Genomic DNA, 19,126 nt, shown 5'->3' on the forward strand with positions numbered 1-19,126 from the left:
GTATTGTGTAAGCTTTGGATGAGCTTTTGTATCTCGAATTTGACTAATATCTTTCAAAATTACGTGAAATATATATTTTACCACTTAGTCAAATTCACACTTATTTTTAAACTTTATTTAAATTTGTTTAATAATTCTAAATAAAGCATGTCTGGATTTTGATACTTCAGTAAGATTTATTACTTCTAAACCTGTAAAACCTATTACGCATTCTTGGCTTCCGAAATATTCAATACTCCATTTAGCCTGAAGAATAAGCTTAGGTGAGCATTAATATCTAAGTCATAAATAATATTCAATAAAAGAGTCAGTTGCCCTTAAGCAACTGACTCAAAAAATAATCAAGACAGGCGATTAACCCTGATAATGGATACTCACCGACTTAATCCGGTTATTTTCGATTTCCATTACCTTGAATTGAATACCTTGGTAGTTCAGTTCAGTGCCTACCTCGACCACACTATTGGTTTTATCCAGAATCAGACCGGCAACACTGATATAGCCTGCATCTTCATCAATCAGATCCAGCATACCGAGCTCAAGTTCTAATTGGTACAAATCCAGCATACCAGATGCAATCCAGTGTGTATCATCAACTTTGACCAGATCCAGCTGCTCATCGGCATCCGGGAATTCACCGGCAATTGCCTCAAACACATCTAGCGGTGAAATCAGACCTTGTACATGACCAAATTCATCGCTCACCAGCACCAGAGAGCCTTTTGAGGTACGTAAGGTATTAATCGCGTCAATCACCTTCATTCTTTCAAAGATATAGATAGGGCGATGACGCTTGATCAAAGCTTTTAACTCTTCCGGTTCATCCAGTACATCTAACAGCTCTTTGGCACGAACGATGGTAATCACCTTATCCAGACTGCCCCGACAAACCGGAAACAGGCTGTGGGGTACAGACAGGATTTTTTCACGGATTTGTTCCGGACTATCCTCCAGATCGACCCAGGAAATCTGACTTCGTGGGGTCATGATCGATGCTACAGAACGCTCTGCCAGGGTCAATACTCCGCCAATCATATAGCGTTCTTCATCCGCAAAGGTTTCCTGTGCTTCATGCTGAGTAGTACTTGTGGTCTCTAGTTTGGCGCCCATCAGTTGGAGAATACTGTTAGCGGTACGATGACGCAGCGGAATCTTGGCTTTATGTTTCGCAGCATTGCGCTGACTAAACTGGTTAAAGGCTTCAATTGCAATTGCAACGCCAATACCGGAATAGATGTAGCCTTTCGGAATATGGAAACCAAAACCTTCTGCTATCAGGCTGATCCCGATCAGTAACAGGAAGCTCAAACACAGAATCACGACCGTAGGATGACGATTTACAAAGTTAGTCAATGGTTTAGACGCCAATAACATCACGGCCATCGCGATAATCATCGCCGCCATCATGACATAGATATTATCAACCATACCTACGGCGGTAATCACCGAGTCCAGTGAAAATACGGCATCCAGTATGACAATCTGAGCCACAACTGCTGTAAAGCCTGCATATGCCACCTTGGTCGTAACCTGTATTTCAGGCTTGCCTTCAATTTTTTCATGAAGTTCGGTAACAGCTTTATAGAGCAGGAATAAACCACCAAAGAGCAGAATCAAATCCCGTCCGGAGAAGGTCCAGTTAAATAATTGAATAAGCGGTTGAGTCAAGGTGACTAACCAAGAGATCGCGAACAACAGACCTAAACGCATTAGCAAGGCCAAGGATAGACCAATCACACGGGCCTTATCACGCTGTTCAGGGGGAAGTTTCTCAGCCAGAATAGCAATAAAGACTAGGTTATCAATACCTAAAACGATTTCGAGAATAATAAGAGTAATTAAACCAACCCAAATTCCGGGATCTAATAAAAATTCCATTAGAACACCATCCCGTTTGAGTATGTAAGCAACGAATATGGAAGATCAACGCACGGCGAGGGATCCATTTAATTTAACCTTTTCGACTTAAGATGTATCTATTATGCATAAACTTATGATTTTTGAACAATAAAATTTATGAAAAACTGTTGCACCGCTTTGTCTTTCCTTATTCTAAAATCTTTTAATTTTCAAATCATTGGCCTGAACCTGTTATGTTCTACATAACTCATTACAAATTAAAGAAAATTTAAGCTTCTTTTTGACCCTAAGCCCATTAAATCTATCTGATAGAAGCCTGAGATATAAATTACTGTTTCTCTTAATATTCATATCTCTTCATACATCATAAAATATTGAATGATCCACTATCCTGCTACGTCCCTTAAATCCACTTATCTAAAGACATATTTTAAATATGGATTTTTTATTAAAATAGTTCATACACGTTATAAATAGTTAGTCGTGGGATCAAAAAGATGCATAAGTTTCTCATCCAAAACGGTTTTATTCGATGAGTGACCAATTTAAATGTACTCGCTCTAGCTTTCGATCAGATTTGAGAAGTCCGAATCTGCATCGTGCTACAGATTAAAAAATGTATCAGAGCATTCATTTAAACAGCATCGATTTTGAATTGTATTTCCGCATACTCACCAAAAGTAAGATATGCGCAGGTCGGCCATTTATCCATATGGTTTGCCAATCTAGTTCTTATTCAGACTCTAAATTTAATCTGGAGTCTTAAGATTTGCATGTCATATCAATGCCATTCATCTGGATAAAGACAGTTACAATTTGCCCCGATTGATCTACAACACGTAAATCACCTGATTTTTTTGATGTTAAGAAGATCTAACAAATGCAATCTCGTTAACATTTTAAAAATAAAGGTTGAAACATGTATAAACTTTTACATAAAATGTCAGTGCCCTAGAAAAATAAATAAAAGGAACATTTCATGACTAAAAAATATGCAAAATTTTTACCTTGTGCAGAAGAGTTTAATTTAGAAAACTTTCCATACTACTGGGTGACTCAAGTTCATGCCCAATATGTCCTAAATGTAGATCATGCACTTAAAAAGTATGGTGTCGATAATTCACGTCGCCGTATCTTGCTTGCTCTTAAAGCCAAACCACATGCCAGCGTTTCTGACTTGTCAGAAATGGTCGTATCTAAAATGTCGACAACCACCAAGATCGTTTATCGCTTAAAAGATGAAGGTATGGTTGAAACCTATTCCTGTGAAGACGATGCCCGTATTACCCGTGTCGTGCTGACTGAAAAAGGAATGGAAATGACTCATAAAATTAATGACCTGACCAATGTTGTACTGGAACAGTCATTTGAAGGGCTAACCCCATTACAAATTGAAAAAACTATGGAAAGCTTACGCCATATCTTTAAAAACTTGGCCCGTTAAGTATTTTTTCAATTTTGAATTTAGCTGGCGAGATCAATAACACCTTTTATAATAATTAACGATCCGCCATTGCTTTCTAGGTTTTAGGAATCAAAAAAGTTCAGTTGTGGACTGGCTTTTTTGATTCTTTCTTTTGGTACATGTGAACATTCGAACTCCTCTACTGGAAATCCCTGTACAAAGCTGCGAATATCCGGTTGTGTGAGATTCAGCCATTCATGTAAACGTTCATGCGGAATCACAATGACTGAACGTTTAATATTTCCCGGCTCATGAAACTCTTTCATCATGGGATGGTCTATTGCATCCATCGTAATCATACTGGCCGAACGTACAATTTCATCCTGCACCCGTGCAATTTCATAGAGTGCCGCAATAAAGGTCGCTTTTCCATCCTTGCGTCTGACGCCCCAGCGCTGTGGTTTATTATCAAAATACTTTGACTCATAAAATTCCGAGACGGGAATCACCCCAAACTTGCATTTGACTGTCGCTTCTGCAAAGGTTGGTTTTTGCAGCAAAGTTTCATTTCTGGCATTGTAGGTTTTTGTCCCAATCGTTTTATCCTCTGCCCATTTGGGAATAAAGCCAAAGTTAACCGAGCGCCATTCCAGACCTTGATCAGATTGAAATAACAAGGGTGTAGCATAATTCGGATAGACTTCTTCCGGATATTCAAAGGGAATTTCCGGTAAGCCCAGATCATGTATTTGCTGCGAAGTTAAAGGCTTAAAGTTGGCACACATGCTTAATCAGACAGATTACTTGATGCTCTGATTATAGCTTGATGCCAAGCTTAAACCTGTATGGATTATGGATAAGTTTCTATCATTTAATATTATTCACTGGGTACAGTCAGCCAGTGAGTACGGGTGAATTCCTCAAAAATCCAGCGTCCATTAAAACGCCCAAGCCCAGAGTTTTTCTCTCCCCCAAACGGAGCATTAGCCTGATCTGCCACACTAATACCATTGATATGAGTCATACCGATATCCAGCTGTTCTGTAAAACTAATACCACGTTCAATATTCGAGGTACAAACCGCACTAGATAAGCCAAAACGGGTATCATTGGCCAGCTTTAAGGCATGTGCTTCATCACGAGCTTTCAGTACTGGCAGAATCGGTCCAAAACTTTCTTCCTGAGCCAGTGGAGATTCAGGTGCTACCCCAGTAAAGATATGTGGATAGACCAGATTACCTTCTATCCCCCCTTCGTATACCAGCTCTGCACCCTGCTCTTTTGCACTTTGAATAATCTGCTGATGTTTTTTGATCTGACTCTGATTGATAATCGGCCCAATGATGGTCTCTTCTAGATTTGGATCACCCACAGCAACAGTTTTCACTCGCTCTAAAAGTTTTTCCACATAGGCATCATGAATAGACGCATCGACAATGACCCGATTGGTGCTCATACAGATTTGTCCCTGATGCATAAAGCGCCCCATGATTGTCAGTTCTACTGCCAGATCAAGGTCTGCATCATCCAGAATCACCAGTGGCGCATTTCCGCCCAGTTCCAGCGCCAGACGTTTAATTCGAGGGCTGGCTAAGGCTTTACTTCCTACATTCTGTCCGACTTCAGTAGAGCCCGTGAATGAGATCATTTTTGGAATCGGATGTTCGACAAAATAGTCACCAATTTCACTGCCTGCACCTGAAACCACATTGAGCACACCTGCGGGTAAACCAGCTTCTTCAAACAATTTGCCTAATAAGGTTCCACCTGTCACTGGTGTATCACTTGCTGGCTTGAGTACCACACTATTTCCACAGGCAATCGCTGTTGCTACCGAACGCATGGATAAATGAAATGGAAAATTCCATGGGCTAATGACGCCAATCACACCCAAGGGTTTACGCAGTACCAGACTTTTACGTTGTGGATCTTTGCTCTCCAACTGTTCAGTCTTGATCTGTTCTGGAAATTTTTGACTTTCCTGAATAATAGATAAAGCAGCGCCAACTTCCAGACCAGCTTTAAAACGGGTACTTCCAGACTCAAGAATTAACCAGTCAATAATTTCATCCTGGCATGCCTGAATCACCTGTTGTAGTTTTTGCAGGATTTGCTGTCTTAACTCAACTGATTTAATAGCACCCTGCTGAAAGGCTTTATCAGCTGCAGCATAAGCCGCATCCACATCTGCTGTACTGGCAGACTGCAAAGTAAAGATCGTATCTTGGGTGTAGGGATTCAGATTCTGAATCATTTTCTGGGAACGGCCGGGTTGCCACTGACCCGCAATAAACTGCTGATCCAAATGTTGATATGCCATGCTGTTCTTCCCTGCAATTTATTGATTTGCTTTTACTTTAGCAGAGCCATTTCAGGATGGAAGTGACAGCGACGAATTGTTACGCTTTTATCTTTAGCTTTATAAGTAAGTGGAACTTACTGATGCATGATTCTCTTTTATCGCAGTTTAAATCTTCCAGTACATCAGCCAAAATACGATTCTTAGAAATTAAAAATTGCGAATTAAACTGAGTCTTAAATATCACTATCCAAAGCTCTACAGCTACCCAGCATGAGGAACTGTAAACGCTCATAGGAATACCAACTGGCAGATATAAAGCTACTGTTTAACAGATAATTATTATTAAAATTTTCTTCTGTGACATTGTTCTGTTTTAGGTGTTCAGTCAGTTAGTTTACCTTCCAAAAGAACATTTTTATCCTTAGATCTTTTTTAAGAGCAATAAAAAAGCCTCCGAAGAGGCTTTTTTTCAAGTTACAGGATTAGTCACCTGTATAACCTTTAAGTTTTAAACGAGCTGCATGTAGAAGCGGCTCTGTATAGCCTGATGGCTGTTCACCACCTTTGAAGATCAGATCAGAAGCAGCCTGGAATGCAATACTGTTGTCAAAGTCAGCAGCCATTGGCTTGTACAGTGGATCATTCGCATTTTGCTCATCCACAATTTTCGCCATGCGTTGCATTACTTCTTCAACCTGTTCACGCGTTACGATCCCGTGACGTAACCAGTTTGCAACGTGCTGAGAAGAAATACGTAAAGTCGCACGGTCTTCCATCAAGCCCACATCATTGATGTCTGGAACTTTAGAACAACCTACACCCAGATCAACCCAACGAACGACATAACCCAAGATACCTTGACAGTTATTTTCCAGTTCTTTCAGTTTCTCTTCTTCAGACCAATTGGTATCAGTTGCAAGAGGTGGAGTTAACAAATCATCTAAAGGCAACGCTTCAGTTGCAAGCAATTCTTGCTGACGGTTTGCCACGTTAATTTGGTGGTAGTGAATCGCGTGAATCACTGCACCTGTTGGAGATGGAACCCATGCACAGCTTGCACCTGCTTCAGGATGTTCAGTCTTGGTTTTGTACATGTCTAACAGCATGTCTGGTTTTGGCCACATGCCTTTACCAATCTGTGCTTTACCACGTAGACCTGTTTGTAGACCTACCATGACGTTACGGTTTTCGTAAGCTGGGAACCATTTTTGGCCTTTGATTTCGCCCTTACGCACGAACGGACCTGCTTCCATGAAGGTATGGATTTCATCACCTGTACGATCCATGAAACCGGTGTTAATAAAGATGGTACGGTCTTTCGCCTGAGCAATACAGTTTTTCAGGTTAACCGAAGTACGGCGTTCTTCATCCATGATACCGATTTTCAGGGTTTTCGCAGGTAAGCCAAGCGCCTGTTCAGCACGTTCAAACAGTTCAACCGCAAATGCAACTTCTTCTGGACCGTGCATTTTTGGCTTAACGATATACATAGAACCGGTACGTGAGTTCTTGATCGTGTTCTCACCACGGATATCAGCCACAGAAAGCAATGGAGTGACCAATGCATCCATGATGCCTTCATAAATTTCTTCGCCATCTACAAGGATCGCCGGGTTTGTCATCAAGTGACCAACGTTACGAAGCAGCATCAATGAACGACCATGAACCTTGGTCTCACCGCCTTCAACATTTTTGAAAGTACGGTCAGCATTGAGTTTACGGGTAATGGTCTTGCCATTTTTCTCGATAGACTCTTCAAGCGTACCTTTCATCAAGCCTAACCAGTTACGGTAGCCTTCTACTTTTTCTTCAGCATCAACTGCTGCAACAGAGTCTTCCAAGTCCTGAATCGTCGTTACAGCTGCTTCAAGCACAACGTCTTTTACGCCTGCTGCATCTGTTTGGCCAATTGGGCTGTTTGCATCAATTTGGATGATTGCATGCAGGCCATTATTTTTCAGTACGATTTCAGTCGGTGCAGAAGCTTCGCCATTGTAACCAACGAATTTAGAGCTATCCGCAACAGTTGTGGTAGAGCCGTCTTTCAGCGTTACAACCAGGGCATTACCTTCAACTGCATATTTGGTTACATCAGCATGTGAACCTTGTGCCAGCGGGAATGTTTCATTTAAGAAGTTTTTCGCGAATGCGATAACTTTTTCACCACGTTTCGGGTTATAGCCTTTACCTTTTTCAGCACCATCTTCTTCAGAGATCACGTCAAAGCCGTATAAAGCGTCGTATAAAGAACCCCAGCGTGCATTCGCTGCGTTCAGGCAGTAACGTGCATTACGTACTGGAACTACCAGCTGTGGGCCAGCCAATAGTGCAATCTCTTCGTCTACATTTTCAGTGCTGATCTGGAAATCTTCTACTTCTGGTAATAAGTAGCCAATTTCAGTCAAGAAAGCTTTGTAAGCTTGTAATTCAAATGTGTTATTGCGATGCCATTCATCAATTTTAGCTTGAATATCATCACGCTTAGCCAAAAGTGCTTTGTTTTTAGGGCTAAGATCAACAACGACTTGTTCAAAGTTTTTCCAGTATGTTTCGCTGTCCAAACCAGAACCTGGTAATGCTTCATTTTCGATAAAATCATAAAGTTCTTTAGCAATCGCTAACTTGCCTTTTTGAATACGTGCAGTCATTGTCTTTCCTGATATTGCTACTTTTTATACAAGAGATTCTAGTATACCGATTAAAATCTAGCTGAATAGTACTATCACACCGTAAAATAATGAGCATTTCTCCAATAAGAATACCCTCATATCCTTATTAAATGATGTCTCACACGATGCAATATCATCCTGCTAAATACCCTCATGACAGTGTATAAAGTTTTTGAAATGTAGAAATTAGACTTAAGTTCAGATTTTTGAATAAAAGTTGTCCGTTCTTTTTATACAAGGTCTTATTTAGATCAAGATTAAGCCATGTTTGGCTGAGCTTGTCGATCTTTGACGCAATGAAATGCATAAAAAAGCACCGGTCATGACCAGCGCTTGTTGTATTTATTCAGGCTCGCTTGAAGCTATTTTCTCGATCTGACGATGTTCAGAATGCAGATATTCATCTGATTGCATCTCCAGCAAACGTGAACGAGTCCGTTCAATTTCAAAAGCCAGTCGCTCACCTTTATAAAGATCAACGATATTATCTTCCGAAGTTAGCAGCAATTTGACTCCACGGTCATAAAATTCATCAACCAGATAAATGAAACGGCGTGTGGCATCATTCAGGAAATCGGTTAAATGCGGCACATTGCTGACCAATACCGTATTGTAGATATTCGCAATTTCAATGAAGTCAGCCGGACTACGCGGTTTTAGGCATAGTTCAGAGAACTCACACCACAACACATCTTCAGTATGTGCCACAGTTTCAACAATGCGGTTATTGATGATGATTGGCTCTTGAGAAGAGGTTTGGGTTTGAGTCAGTGCGGTATAGCGATGTGCCAACCAGTTTTTATTGTCGTGCGTTAGTGGATATTTGAATAATTGCGCCTGTTTTAAGACACGTAAACGGTAATCCACACCGGCATCGACATTCAGAATGACACAGTTTTTCTTGACCATTTCAATGGTTGGCAGAAAACGGTCACGGTGAATCCCGTTTTTATATAAACCATCTGGCGCAATGTTCGAAGTCGCTACTAGCGTAATGCCACGTTCAAACAGCTTCTGGAACAGATCACTCAGGATCATGGCATCGGTGACGTTAGATACAAAAAATTCATCAAAGCAGATCACCACAGCATCTTTATAAATCTGATCCGCTACCAGATCCAACGGATTGCGCTGGCCTGAAAGCTTGTTTAACTCACGATGCACATGCTGCATAAAATGGTGAAAGTGCATACGGGTTTTGCGGCGAAATGGAATCGACTCATAAAACTGATCCATTAGCCAGGTCTTGCCACGACCTACTCCGCCCCACATGTATACACCCTTCGGCGAAGTCTGACGGCGGAAACGGCGAAAGGCTTTCTTAGACGCTTTAAAGCGCTGAATTAATTCCAGCCAGGTACGATTTAGCTCATGTACTGCCATGGCCTGTGCATCATCAGGCATAAACTGTCCTGAAGACAAAGCCTGTGCATAACGTTCTGCAGGAGAGATCGGACTAAAAGCGGTGCTGTGCTGTGAATTAAAATCGGACATAGGTTTCGTACTATTCAGGATCTGTTTAATTATAGCGGAGTTTAGAACGCACACTATAACACTTTGGCATTAACTAACTTAGGCTATTTTATATATTGCCGAGGACTTTGCCCAAACCAACGCTTAAAGGCATGGTTAAAAGCAGCCGGTTCGGAATAACCCAATAACTCTGCAATCATTTCAATCGAATACTGTTTATATTCAATGAGTCGCAAAGCTTTATCTTTAATAATCTCTTCGCGAATCTGTTTATAACTGGTATCGAACTGCTGTAATTGATGGCGTAAAGTACGTTCTGGAATATTCAGAGCCTGAGCCGTTTCAGCCATACTCGGCATCAAACCGGTTTGCAGCTCCAGATAATCCTGTACTCGCTGTACCACAGTCGGGACATCAGCATCTTCCGCCAGACGTTCCAGTTCAGCCAGACACTTTGCTTCATAGACTGCAAAGGTCTCCGCATCTGCTGAAGGAATCCGGATATCCAAAATGGCCTCATCAAACCAGAATGCAGCTCTTGCAGCACCAAACTGTACCTGTGTTCCATAATAATCATGATAGATTTTCTGGGTAGCAGGTTGTTCCGGTGCGGCGAAAGGCAGTTCAATCTGCAAGTCAGGCTTGGACAAACCCATCATCTTGTAAATATCGCGAATGAACTTGAAAGTACCTGAAATCTCAGCTTGCGCGACCAGCATTCCCAGATGATCTTCCGTTTTCTTGGGATAATAGCAAAGCGCACTGCGGTACTCACTTTGCTCCACTCCCAACTGACCGGTAAGATGCGTCAATTGCTGAAAACGAATCACCTGATGCATCGCATCACGTACGGTTGGACTGGTCACCAGCAACATCAGCAAAGGCCCATAACCTGCCAAAGCATAATGCTGGCCGATCAATAAACCCTGTTCTGGCTGGATATCCTGACCCACCACCTTGAGCACATCATATTCCACGCTTGGGTGAATAATTGAAGTCGGATCAAGCGCATCAACACGCAAGCCGATATTTTGCAGTTTTTGATCGACCTCTATGCCAGCCTTGCGCATGCCCTGGATCAGATACATCAGACTGAGAACAGAACGTTTCATAACCATACAAATACAATGTGATAGCTCTAGTTGTACTATAAAAATAAGCAGTCGGCTATTGCCGTTTAGATCAATTTTATATCTAATGGCCAGTTAATAAATCAAGATAATTATCCATTATTAAAATAAGCAAGGAATGCGAAGATACTGGACAATACAAGCCCTACCCACACCCATCCTTATACCAAAGTGGCCATTATCGGTGCCGGTTTTGGCGGGATAGCGATGGCAATACGTTTACAGCAGCAAGGCATCCATAATTTTATTATTTTAGAAAAAGATAGCGATTTTGGTGGAACCTGGCGCGATAATCAGTATCCGGGAGCAGCCTGTGATGTGCAATCACATATGTATTCCCTTTCCTTTGCTCCCAAAACTGACTGGTCAAAACGCTATGCCGAAGCACCGGAAATTTTTAGCTATATTCAGGATTTAGTCAGTCATTATAATCTTCGGGCTTTTGCTCGGCTGAATACCGAAGTACTTGGGGTTCATTACCAGCAAGACCGATGCTTATGGCAGATCCATCTGCAGGATCAAAGCATTCTGGAAGCCCAGTTTGTAGTATTTGCCTCTGGTCCTTTACATGTTCCTCAAATTCCTCATATTACGGGCATTGAAAAATTTAAGGGTAAAATCTTTCACTCTTCTCACTGGGATCATCATTATGATCTCAAGGGAAAAAATGTTGCATCGATTGGGACTGGTGGCAGTGCAATTCAATATATCCCTGAAATTGCACCCGAATGCAAACAGCTCTATGTCTTGCAACGTACTGCGGCTTGGGTTATTCCACGGGATGAGCGCCTATATCATGACCTGGAAAAAAAGCTATTTTCCAAATATGAATGGTTCCGCAAGTTACACCGGATTCGCCTGTACTGGTCCAATGAATCACGCGTGGTGCCTATCGTTAAACCAACTGTCATGAAATATGCTCAGAAACTGGCTGAAGCTTATATTCGCTATCAGGTCAAGGACAAGGAAACTGCCAAGAAGTTAACTCCAGGCTATATCATGGGCTGTAAACGGATTCTGGTGTCTAATCAATATTTCCCTACCTTTAACCGTAAAAATGTGGAACTGGTTACTGAAGGCATTTGTGAAGTGACTGAAAACAGTATTATTACAGTAGATGGTAAAGAACGTCCGATTGACTGCCTGATCTACGGTACCGGATTTATTACTGATCCAAGAATTTATCTGAAAAATTTTGACTGCACTGGCCTGAATGGCATTCACTTAAATGATGTCTGGAAAGATGGTGCCGAAAGCTATTATGGAATCTGTGTGAAAGGTTTTCCGAACCTGTTCCAGTTATTAGGGCCAAATACTGTGCTGGCACATAATTCAGTCCTTTTCATGATTGAAGCGCAAGTAAGTTATATCCTGCAAATGATCGCCCTAGTGGATCAATCACATAGTGATGCAATTGTGGTCAAAGATCAGGTACAGGAAAAATTCAATCAAGATGTCCAACATATGCTGGACAATACGGTCTGGCAATCTGGCTGTGTCAGCTGGTATCAACAGGAAGGTGGGAAAAATTTTGCCTTGTGGCCCACTTATACCTGGAAATACTGGCTCAAAATCAAAACCCTTAATGCGGCAGATTACTATTTTTTAAATAAAGCCAGTTAAAAGCCCTTCACATACATAGTGCTAGCGATGGCATAATAAAGACTGATTTATCATACTTTTTTATTATGCAATCGCTTTGGTTAGTATCCCAACTTCTGGTCTGTTTAGCACTTGGCTTTGTTTTTGCGAAACGGCTTCCTGCTCCCCTCACAAAAATCTGCTTTAAGGTTCTTCCGTATTTTAGTTATATTTTGCTGATTGCCATCGCTTTTGAGTTTTCTGAACTTTTAGCGGAATTACCTCATCCTGCTCAGATTCTAAATACCTCTATTACAATTGCTTTTCTCACCTCTATTGGGGCATTTGGCTGTTGTTATCTGCTCTTTAAATGGGCAGATTTTCAACCTTCTTCTGGACGAGTCTCCACTGAGCTAGTGATTAAATCACTGATCAATATCAGTTATGCGTTCTTCGCCTTAGCCGCTGGCTACTTGCTGCATTATAGTTTCACTCAAATGGGTCTTTCTATTCAAATCAGCACCTGGTATTTATTACTGGTCTTTATGTTTCTGATTGGACTGGATCTTGCCTATTCACCACTTGATCGCTCATGGTTGAACTGGAAAATCCTGCTGGTTCCGGCAGGTTGTATTGCTGGTTCATGCGTGGCAGCAATTGTCTATTCTTTCTGGAATCCAGATATTCATTTAAAAGACCTGATTATGCTGTCGCAAGGTTATGGTTTTTATTCCATGTCGGGTGTTGTCGTCACAGAACTGAGAAATGCAGAACTGGGTAGTATTGCCCTGATGAATGACCTGTTTCGGGAAATTTTTGCGATTTTACTGATGTATTGTGCCGGCTGGCGTTACCCAAGATCAGCAATTTCTGCTGCAGGGGCGACTGCGATGGATGTGACTTTACCCATGGTCAAACAGGCCTGTGGCAATGATTTTATTCCACATGCCATGGTGAGCGGTTTTATTTTATCTGTATTGGCGCCAGTAGCGGTAAGTGTGTTGGCGGTAATTTAAAAATCCCTCCCGACCTCCCTTTTTTAAAGGGAGGAGAAGTCCCCCTTTCATAAAGGGGGATTTAGGGGAATTCAATTAGAAATAAAATAAACTACGGAATATTAAAAATTCAAATCAACCCTACTCAATGAATCTCCTACTGTCTCCATCATCTCTGAAGCGAGTTCTACAATATCTATGCTATCAAGGCCTGACATCCAGTCCCATGAGCCCGACTGTGCCTGTTGTTTATATTTTTCCTGCTGCTCAAACTGATCTGCTATTTTTTCCATCTCCAGCCTTTGTTCTAGCATTTTTTGTTCTGGTGTCTTTATTATTCTCATCTGAAATTCCTTTTTATTTTTATACAGCTTTTCTCAATGTATAAAAAAAGCCTTTCATATGAAAGGCTTTTCATCAGGTAACCGGAATTACAATGTTGCCAAAATATCTTTTAGAGTTTGACGAGGGTTTTCCGACTTGGTAATTGGTCGGCCAATCACCAGATGTGTTGATCCATCCAGCATTGCCTGTTTTGGTGTCACAATACGTTTTTGATCGTCTGCATTTGAACCTTCAGGACGAATCCCAGGAGTGACCAGTGCAAAGTCTTGTCCAATGGTTTCACGCAGCATTTTCGCTTCTTGTGCGGAACAGACCACCCCATCCAGGCCACTGTCTTTAGTCAGTTGAGCCAGACGTTTTACATGTTCATTAGGCTCGATATCTAAGCCAATATCTTTCAGGTCTTCACGTCCCATTGAAGTCAGCACAGTTACCGCAATGAGTTGAGTCTTATAGTTACCTGCTTTTAAACGCTCAACACAGGTCTCCATCATTTTACGACCACCTGAAGCGTGGACATTGACCATCCACACGCCCAAGTCTGCCGCAGCACATACCGCTTGTGCAGTGGTATTCGGAATATCATGGAACTTCAGATCTAAAAACACGTCAAAACCTTTGTCTTGAAGTGCTTTTACAATGATAGGACCTTCATGAGTAAATAACTCTTTGCCCACCTTTACTCGACATAAGGCGGGATCGAGCTGCTCTGCAATCGTTAAGGCATCAAATTGACTTTTAGCATCCAGTGCAACGATGATACTCATGAGAAGACCCTTCAAATTGACAAAATTAAACCATTATACGGATTAGCCCTATAACAACCAAGAATATTTTCGCAAAAATGATTTTTTGATTCAAATTAAGTCATTTATTTATATAATTTTTATATATTTTTTCTAAATATAATTTAACAATAAAAAAACGCCTTAGAAGCTAAGCTAAAAGGCGTTTAATCAAAACAGGCGAAGTAAAAAAATCAGTAGATTACTTCGACTTCTCATTTTTGTCTAAAGCGGTGCCGACGGCCTGTCATTAGAATTAATATCTAATACTGTTTTCTCATGTCGTGTATGAGCTGCCGCTTCTGCTGCCATCATCTTGGCAGTATTCAACTGTTCCTTACGCAGATGCTCAATATCTTTACGTAGCCGTTTAATTTCCCAATTGCTCTGAAAAACACGGAAAACCTGCACACCGAGTAACAAGCCAACCACTATTCCTAAGGAAAGAGTCAAAAGGAGCAATAACCCTAAGCGCATTGCAGGAACTTGAGTAAATAACAAGTCTACTGAGACCTCAGTGCCGTTTTGCAATACCAAAGCTAATGAATAGCCAAAGACGAGCAATAAAAGAATGACCAGAACGTAACGCATGAACACCCCGTAAATATCTTGTTTATTTGTTTGCAGATTCGTTTACTGCATCACGAAGTGCTTTACCTGGCTTAAAGTGTGGAACAGCTTTTGCTGCAACTTCAACAGATTTACCTGTTTTAGGATTACGACCCACGCGAGGCTCACGATGATGCAATGCAAAGCTGCCAAACCCGCGAATCTCAATACGGTTATCAGATGATAAAGCTTCAATCATTTGATCAATCATAATTTTAACTGCTTCTTCCACTAAAGGTTCAGCCAAATGCGGATTCTTTAGCGCGATGCGCTCTATTAAGTCAGACTTATTAAGTGCTTCAGTAGTCATCTGCGACCTCTTTAATTATCAAGCTACTCGGGATCTATTTTCCGATAATAACCTGTTTAAATACAAAACGGTAGCGCAATAATTAAATACTACGCTACCGTTTACAGTATTTGTGTAAAAAGTATTACTTAACTTACATTAACAATACAATTCACCATCTACTCTTAGTGATTCATTTGCGCTTTGATCAAGTCACCAATAGTTTTAGGACCATTGTCTTGACCAGCAGCAGCTGTTTTCAGATTCGCAACAGCTTCTTTCTCTTCAGCTTCGTCTTTCGCTTTGATAGACAAGTTGATAGAGCGAGATTTACGATCTACATTGATGATCTTAGCTTCAACTTCTTGACCAACTTCAAGGAATTTAGTCGCATCTTCAACACGGTCGCGGTTGATTTCAGATGCTTTAAGAGTTGCTTCAACTTCATCAGCTAACTTAACAGTAGCGCCTTTAGCGTCAACTGCAGTTACAGTACCTTTAACAAGCGCACCGCGTTCGTTAGCAGCTAAGAAATCGTTGAACGGATCGCTATTCAATTGTTTGATACCAAGGCTGATACGGTTGCCTTCAGCATCTACAGACAGGATAACTGCTTCAACAGTGTCACCTTTCTTGTAACGACGGATCGCTTCTTCGCCTTGTTCGTTCCAAGAGATGTCAGACAAGTGAACTAGACCATCGATACCGCCTGGTAGACCGATGAAGATACCGAAGTCAGTGATTGACTTGATAGTACCTGAAACTTTTTCACCTTTGTCGTGGTTCTTAGCAAACTCTTCCCATGGGTTAGCACGAGTTTGTTTAATACCAAGAGAAATACGACGACGCTCTTCGTCTACTTCAAGAACCATAACATCAACTTCGTCACCGATCTGAACTACTTTAGATGGGTGGATGTTTTTGTTAGTGTGGTCCATTTCTGAAACGTGTACTAAGCCTTCAACGCCTTCAGCGATTTCTGCGAAACAGCCGTAGTCAGTCAGGTTAGTTACGCGAGCTTTAACGATAGAACCTTTAGGGTAACGGCTCATAATCGCTAACCATGGATCTTCGCCTAATTGTTTAAGGCCTAAAGATACGCGGTTACGTTCGCGGTCGAATTTAAGTACTTTAACAGTAACTTCTTGACCCACTTCAACAACTTCTGATGGGTGCTTGATACGTTTCCAAGCCATATCAGTGATGTGAAGAAGACCGTCGATACCGCCAAGGTCAACGAATGCACCGTAGTCAGTAAGGTTTTTAATAGTACCAGTAACTGTTTGACCTTCTTCAAGCTGAGCAAGAAGCGCTTCACGGTCAGCTGAAGATTCAGCTTCCATAACAGCACGACGTGAAACAACAACGTTGTTACGTTTAGCGTCAAGTTTGATTACTTTGAATTCTAACTCTTTACCTTCCAAGTGAGTAGTATCACGGATAGGACGAGTATCAACTAAAGAACCTGGAAGGAACGCACGAACTGGACCGATGTCAACAGTGAAACCGCCTTTAACTTTACCAGAGATAACACCAGTAACGATTTCGCCGTCTTCAAAGATTTTTTCAAGTTTAGTCCAAGTCTCAGCGCGTTTAGCTTTTTCGCGAGAAAGAACTGTTTGACCCATACCGTTGTCAAGTGCTTCAACAACTACGTCTACAGTGTCGCCAACTTGAACTTCAAGTTCGCGCTGTTCATTTAAGAACTCAGCACGGTCAACAACGCCTTCAGATTTAAGGCCAGTGTCAACAGTTACCCAATCAGAGTCGATGCTTACTACAACGCCTTGGATGACTGCACCCTTTTCAACGTTGAGGTTTAATTCGCTTTCTTCAAAGAGGGCTGCAAAAGATTCGGTCATGATATATCCGATAAAGTCAGCGGTCTTGGATCAGACAAGGCCGGTTTAATTAAGCATCTACATAGTCCATATAAAACTGATCAAGCTATGCGTCTGCTGAAATAATAGGGTTATTGAGCTAATTGCTGATCCACATATGTGGTCATCAGCTTGAATACTTCATCGATATTCAGATCTGAACTGTCGATGATGTACGCATCAGCAGCAGGTTTGAGCGGAGCAACAGTGCGTTCCATATCTCGTTTATCCCGCGCTTCGATATTAGCTAAAATGTCGTTTATTTTAACATCCAGCCCCATACCCTGCAACTGCTTTACACGTCTTTGCGCACGGGATTCAGCCGAAGCTGTCAAATAAATCTTGGCTTGTGCATCTGGGAAGATACTGGTCGCCATATCGCGGCCATCTGCCACTAGACCAGGAGCTTGAGCAAAAGCATGTTGACGGGCCACCAGAGCAGTTCTAAGTTCAGGAATTGCAGCAACTTTTGAAGCATACTCACCGACCCGTTCGGTACGGATAGTTTGGGAGACATCTTCACCATTCAGCCATACCTGAACACCTGATTCAGTGCTGACAAATTGGATATCCAAATTTGTTGCAATTTGTACGCATTCAGCCAGTTTAGTATCCAGTTCATCGAGTAAATTATGGTGATGCAATGACAGTCCTAATAAACGATACAAAGCCCCTGAATCCAGTAAATGAAACTGGTAATGTGCTGCCAGTTTTGCAGCCAGTGTGCCTTTGCCAGATCCGCTTGGACCATCAATGGTAATAATTTGAACTGTCATTACTTTCCCGTTATTTATACAGATTTTGCAAGTTTTGCGAGGCCTAGTTTAATCCCTGTTTTAAGCTGTGCAAGAATTAATTTACTGACAAATGGAAGACGTGCCTGCAATTCTATCGTATAAGTCACCAGACTTTTGTTATCGTCCAATGCTTCAAACTCAATAATACCCAAATGATGTTTAATCAAAGGATTCTTTACGATCTTGTATTCAATACGGGAGTTCGGCTCTAGCAAGGTAATTTGCTCTTTTAGCGGCTTGACTGGACCTAAACCCATGCTACGCACAGAACCCACACCATCTGGGCGCTCAGGGTCTGCCGAATCCTTAATCCGTTCCACCTGCATTGGTGCAAAAGCCACGTTATAAGCATCGTGTTTAGACAGCAATTCAAAAACCTTATCAATCGCTGCTGGGAATTCTTTTTTTACCTGAATCGCATTTTTCATTTTTCTTTTTCCTGAAAATAAATGATTTTAAAGTGAGCAAAGTTTAACGAATTAGATTCGATTTATTTATGAGCATTCAGTAATTTTTCTTGCAATTTCAGCTGGCGTTTCTGTTCACGGCGTAACTTGAAAAATGCACTCAACTGCTCAGCACATTGCTGCTGCATACAGCCCGAGTCAAATGGAAATACATGATTATAGTAACCAGTCTCAAAAAGCTTGCGTGCACTCACCAAAGAACCTGCTTTGGGCTCAGTTGTACCAAAGACGACCCGTGAAATACGCGAATGCACCAGTGCACCCACACACATGGTGCACGGTTCCAGAGTTACATAGAGGACAGCATCTTCAGGCAGGCGGTAGTTTTTCAGGTTCTGACAGGCTTCACGTAATGCTACGATTTCAGCATGGGCAGTCGGATCATTTAAAGAAATAGGCGCATTGTAGCCACGGCCAATGACCTGATTTTGGCTGACAATCACGGCACCCACAGGAATTTCACCCTGCTCAGCAGCAAGTGCAGCCTGCTCATAAGCAAGCTGCATCCAATATTCATCGGTAAATTGTGTTTCGGACAT

Annotated in this window: 17 protein-coding genes; 3 read left to right on the forward strand and 14 right to left on the reverse strand. The window is 41.6% G+C overall.

The features are described 5' to 3' along the window. Positions 1-354: 354 nt before the first annotated feature. Positions 355-1,878, reverse strand: a complete 1,524-nt coding sequence (locus O4M77_RS08545) for a TerC family protein (protein ID WP_323713339.1) — start codon at positions 1,876-1,878, stop codon at positions 355-357. 961 nt (positions 1,879-2,839) lie between these two features. Here O4M77_RS08545 and O4M77_RS08550 point away from each other — a divergent pair. After that, positions 2,840-3,304, forward strand: a complete 465-nt coding sequence (locus tag O4M77_RS08550) for a MarR family winged helix-turn-helix transcriptional regulator (RefSeq protein WP_323713340.1) — start codon at positions 2,840-2,842, stop codon at positions 3,302-3,304. Between the two features lie 83 nt (positions 3,305-3,387). Here O4M77_RS08550 and O4M77_RS08555 read toward each other — a convergent pair whose 3' ends face one another. The 5 genes from O4M77_RS08555 to O4M77_RS08575 form a co-directional block, all read right to left on the reverse strand. Beyond that, positions 3,388-4,050 carry an SOS response-associated peptidase family protein gene (locus O4M77_RS08555; RefSeq protein WP_159124314.1) on the reverse strand — a complete coding sequence of 221 codons (663 nt, stop codon included), beginning with the start codon at positions 4,048-4,050 and terminating at the stop codon, positions 3,388-3,390. Between the two features lie 92 nt (positions 4,051-4,142). Beyond that, complete coding sequence (locus O4M77_RS08560) at positions 4,143-5,585, reverse strand: aldehyde dehydrogenase family protein (protein WP_180053400.1); 1,443 nt, start codon at positions 5,583-5,585, stop codon at positions 4,143-4,145. A gap of 464 nt (positions 5,586-6,049) precedes the next feature. Then, positions 6,050-8,215 carry a malate synthase G gene (locus tag O4M77_RS08565; RefSeq protein ID WP_180014285.1) on the reverse strand — a complete coding sequence of 722 codons (2,166 nt, stop codon included), beginning with the start codon at positions 8,213-8,215 and terminating at the stop codon, positions 6,050-6,052. Positions 8,216-8,578: 363 nt separating this feature from the next. After that, positions 8,579-9,730, reverse strand: coding sequence for a cell division protein ZapE (gene zapE, locus O4M77_RS08570; protein WP_166135048.1), 1,152 nt, complete (start codon positions 9,728-9,730; stop codon positions 8,579-8,581). Positions 9,731-9,813: 83 nt separating this feature from the next. Then, the gene (locus O4M77_RS08575; RefSeq protein ID WP_180068789.1) at positions 9,814-10,821 is read right to left on the reverse strand and encodes an AraC family transcriptional regulator; all 1,008 of its coding nucleotides are present in this window, start codon (positions 10,819-10,821) and stop codon (positions 9,814-9,816) included. 144 nt (positions 10,822-10,965) lie between these two features. Here O4M77_RS08575 and O4M77_RS08580 point away from each other — a divergent pair, with 144 nt between their 5' ends. Together O4M77_RS08580 and O4M77_RS08585 are read left to right on the forward strand one after the other, a co-directional pair. Then, a complete protein-coding gene (locus O4M77_RS08580) occupies positions 10,966-12,462 on the forward strand; it encodes a flavin-containing monooxygenase (RefSeq protein ID WP_180130657.1) in 1,497 nt (498 codons plus the stop codon). 65 nt (positions 12,463-12,527) lie between these two features. Next, positions 12,528-13,436: a lysine exporter LysO family protein gene (locus O4M77_RS08585; RefSeq protein WP_323713341.1), complete on the forward strand. Its 909-nt coding sequence runs from the start codon at positions 12,528-12,530 to the stop codon at positions 13,434-13,436. 101 nt (positions 13,437-13,537) lie between these two features. On the opposite strand, the gene O4M77_RS08590 is transcribed toward O4M77_RS08585, so the two are convergent. From O4M77_RS08590 to tadA, 8 genes are all read right to left on the reverse strand, one after another. Further along, positions 13,538-13,759, reverse strand: a complete 222-nt coding sequence (locus O4M77_RS08590; RefSeq protein WP_005236122.1) for a hypothetical protein — start codon at positions 13,757-13,759, stop codon at positions 13,538-13,540. Positions 13,760-13,846: 87 nt separating this feature from the next. Further along, positions 13,847-14,527 (reverse strand): orotidine-5'-phosphate decarboxylase, encoded by a 681-nt coding sequence (pyrF, locus tag O4M77_RS08595; RefSeq protein WP_166139453.1) that lies wholly within the window; start codon positions 14,525-14,527, stop codon positions 13,847-13,849. 243 nt (positions 14,528-14,770) lie between these two features. Further along, a complete protein-coding gene (locus O4M77_RS08600; protein WP_005236124.1) occupies positions 14,771-15,136 on the reverse strand; it encodes a lipopolysaccharide assembly protein LapA domain-containing protein in 366 nt (121 codons plus the stop codon). A gap of 22 nt (positions 15,137-15,158) precedes the next feature. Next, entirely contained in the window at positions 15,159-15,464 is a 306-nt protein-coding gene (locus tag O4M77_RS08605) for an integration host factor subunit beta (protein ID WP_005097312.1), read from the reverse strand. Positions 15,465-15,628: 164 nt separating this feature from the next. After that, complete coding sequence (rpsA, locus tag O4M77_RS08610; RefSeq protein ID WP_004783987.1) at positions 15,629-17,305, reverse strand: 30S ribosomal protein S1; 1,677 nt, start codon at positions 17,303-17,305, stop codon at positions 15,629-15,631. 110 nt (positions 17,306-17,415) lie between these two features. Further along, complete coding sequence (gene cmk / locus O4M77_RS08615; protein ID WP_312309855.1) at positions 17,416-18,099, reverse strand: (d)CMP kinase; 684 nt, start codon at positions 18,097-18,099, stop codon at positions 17,416-17,418. A 14-nt stretch (positions 18,100-18,113) separates the two neighbouring features. Next, positions 18,114-18,548 (reverse strand): SRPBCC family protein, encoded by a 435-nt coding sequence (locus tag O4M77_RS08620; RefSeq protein WP_004783989.1) that lies wholly within the window; start codon positions 18,546-18,548, stop codon positions 18,114-18,116. A 62-nt stretch (positions 18,549-18,610) separates the two neighbouring features. Further along, entirely contained in the window at positions 18,611-19,126 is a 516-nt protein-coding gene (gene tadA / locus O4M77_RS08625; RefSeq protein ID WP_125279021.1) for a tRNA adenosine(34) deaminase TadA, read from the reverse strand.

It is taken from the genome of Acinetobacter sp. YWS30-1 (genome assembly GCF_033558715.1).
Taxonomy (GTDB): Bacteria; Pseudomonadota; Gammaproteobacteria; order Pseudomonadales; family Moraxellaceae; genus Acinetobacter.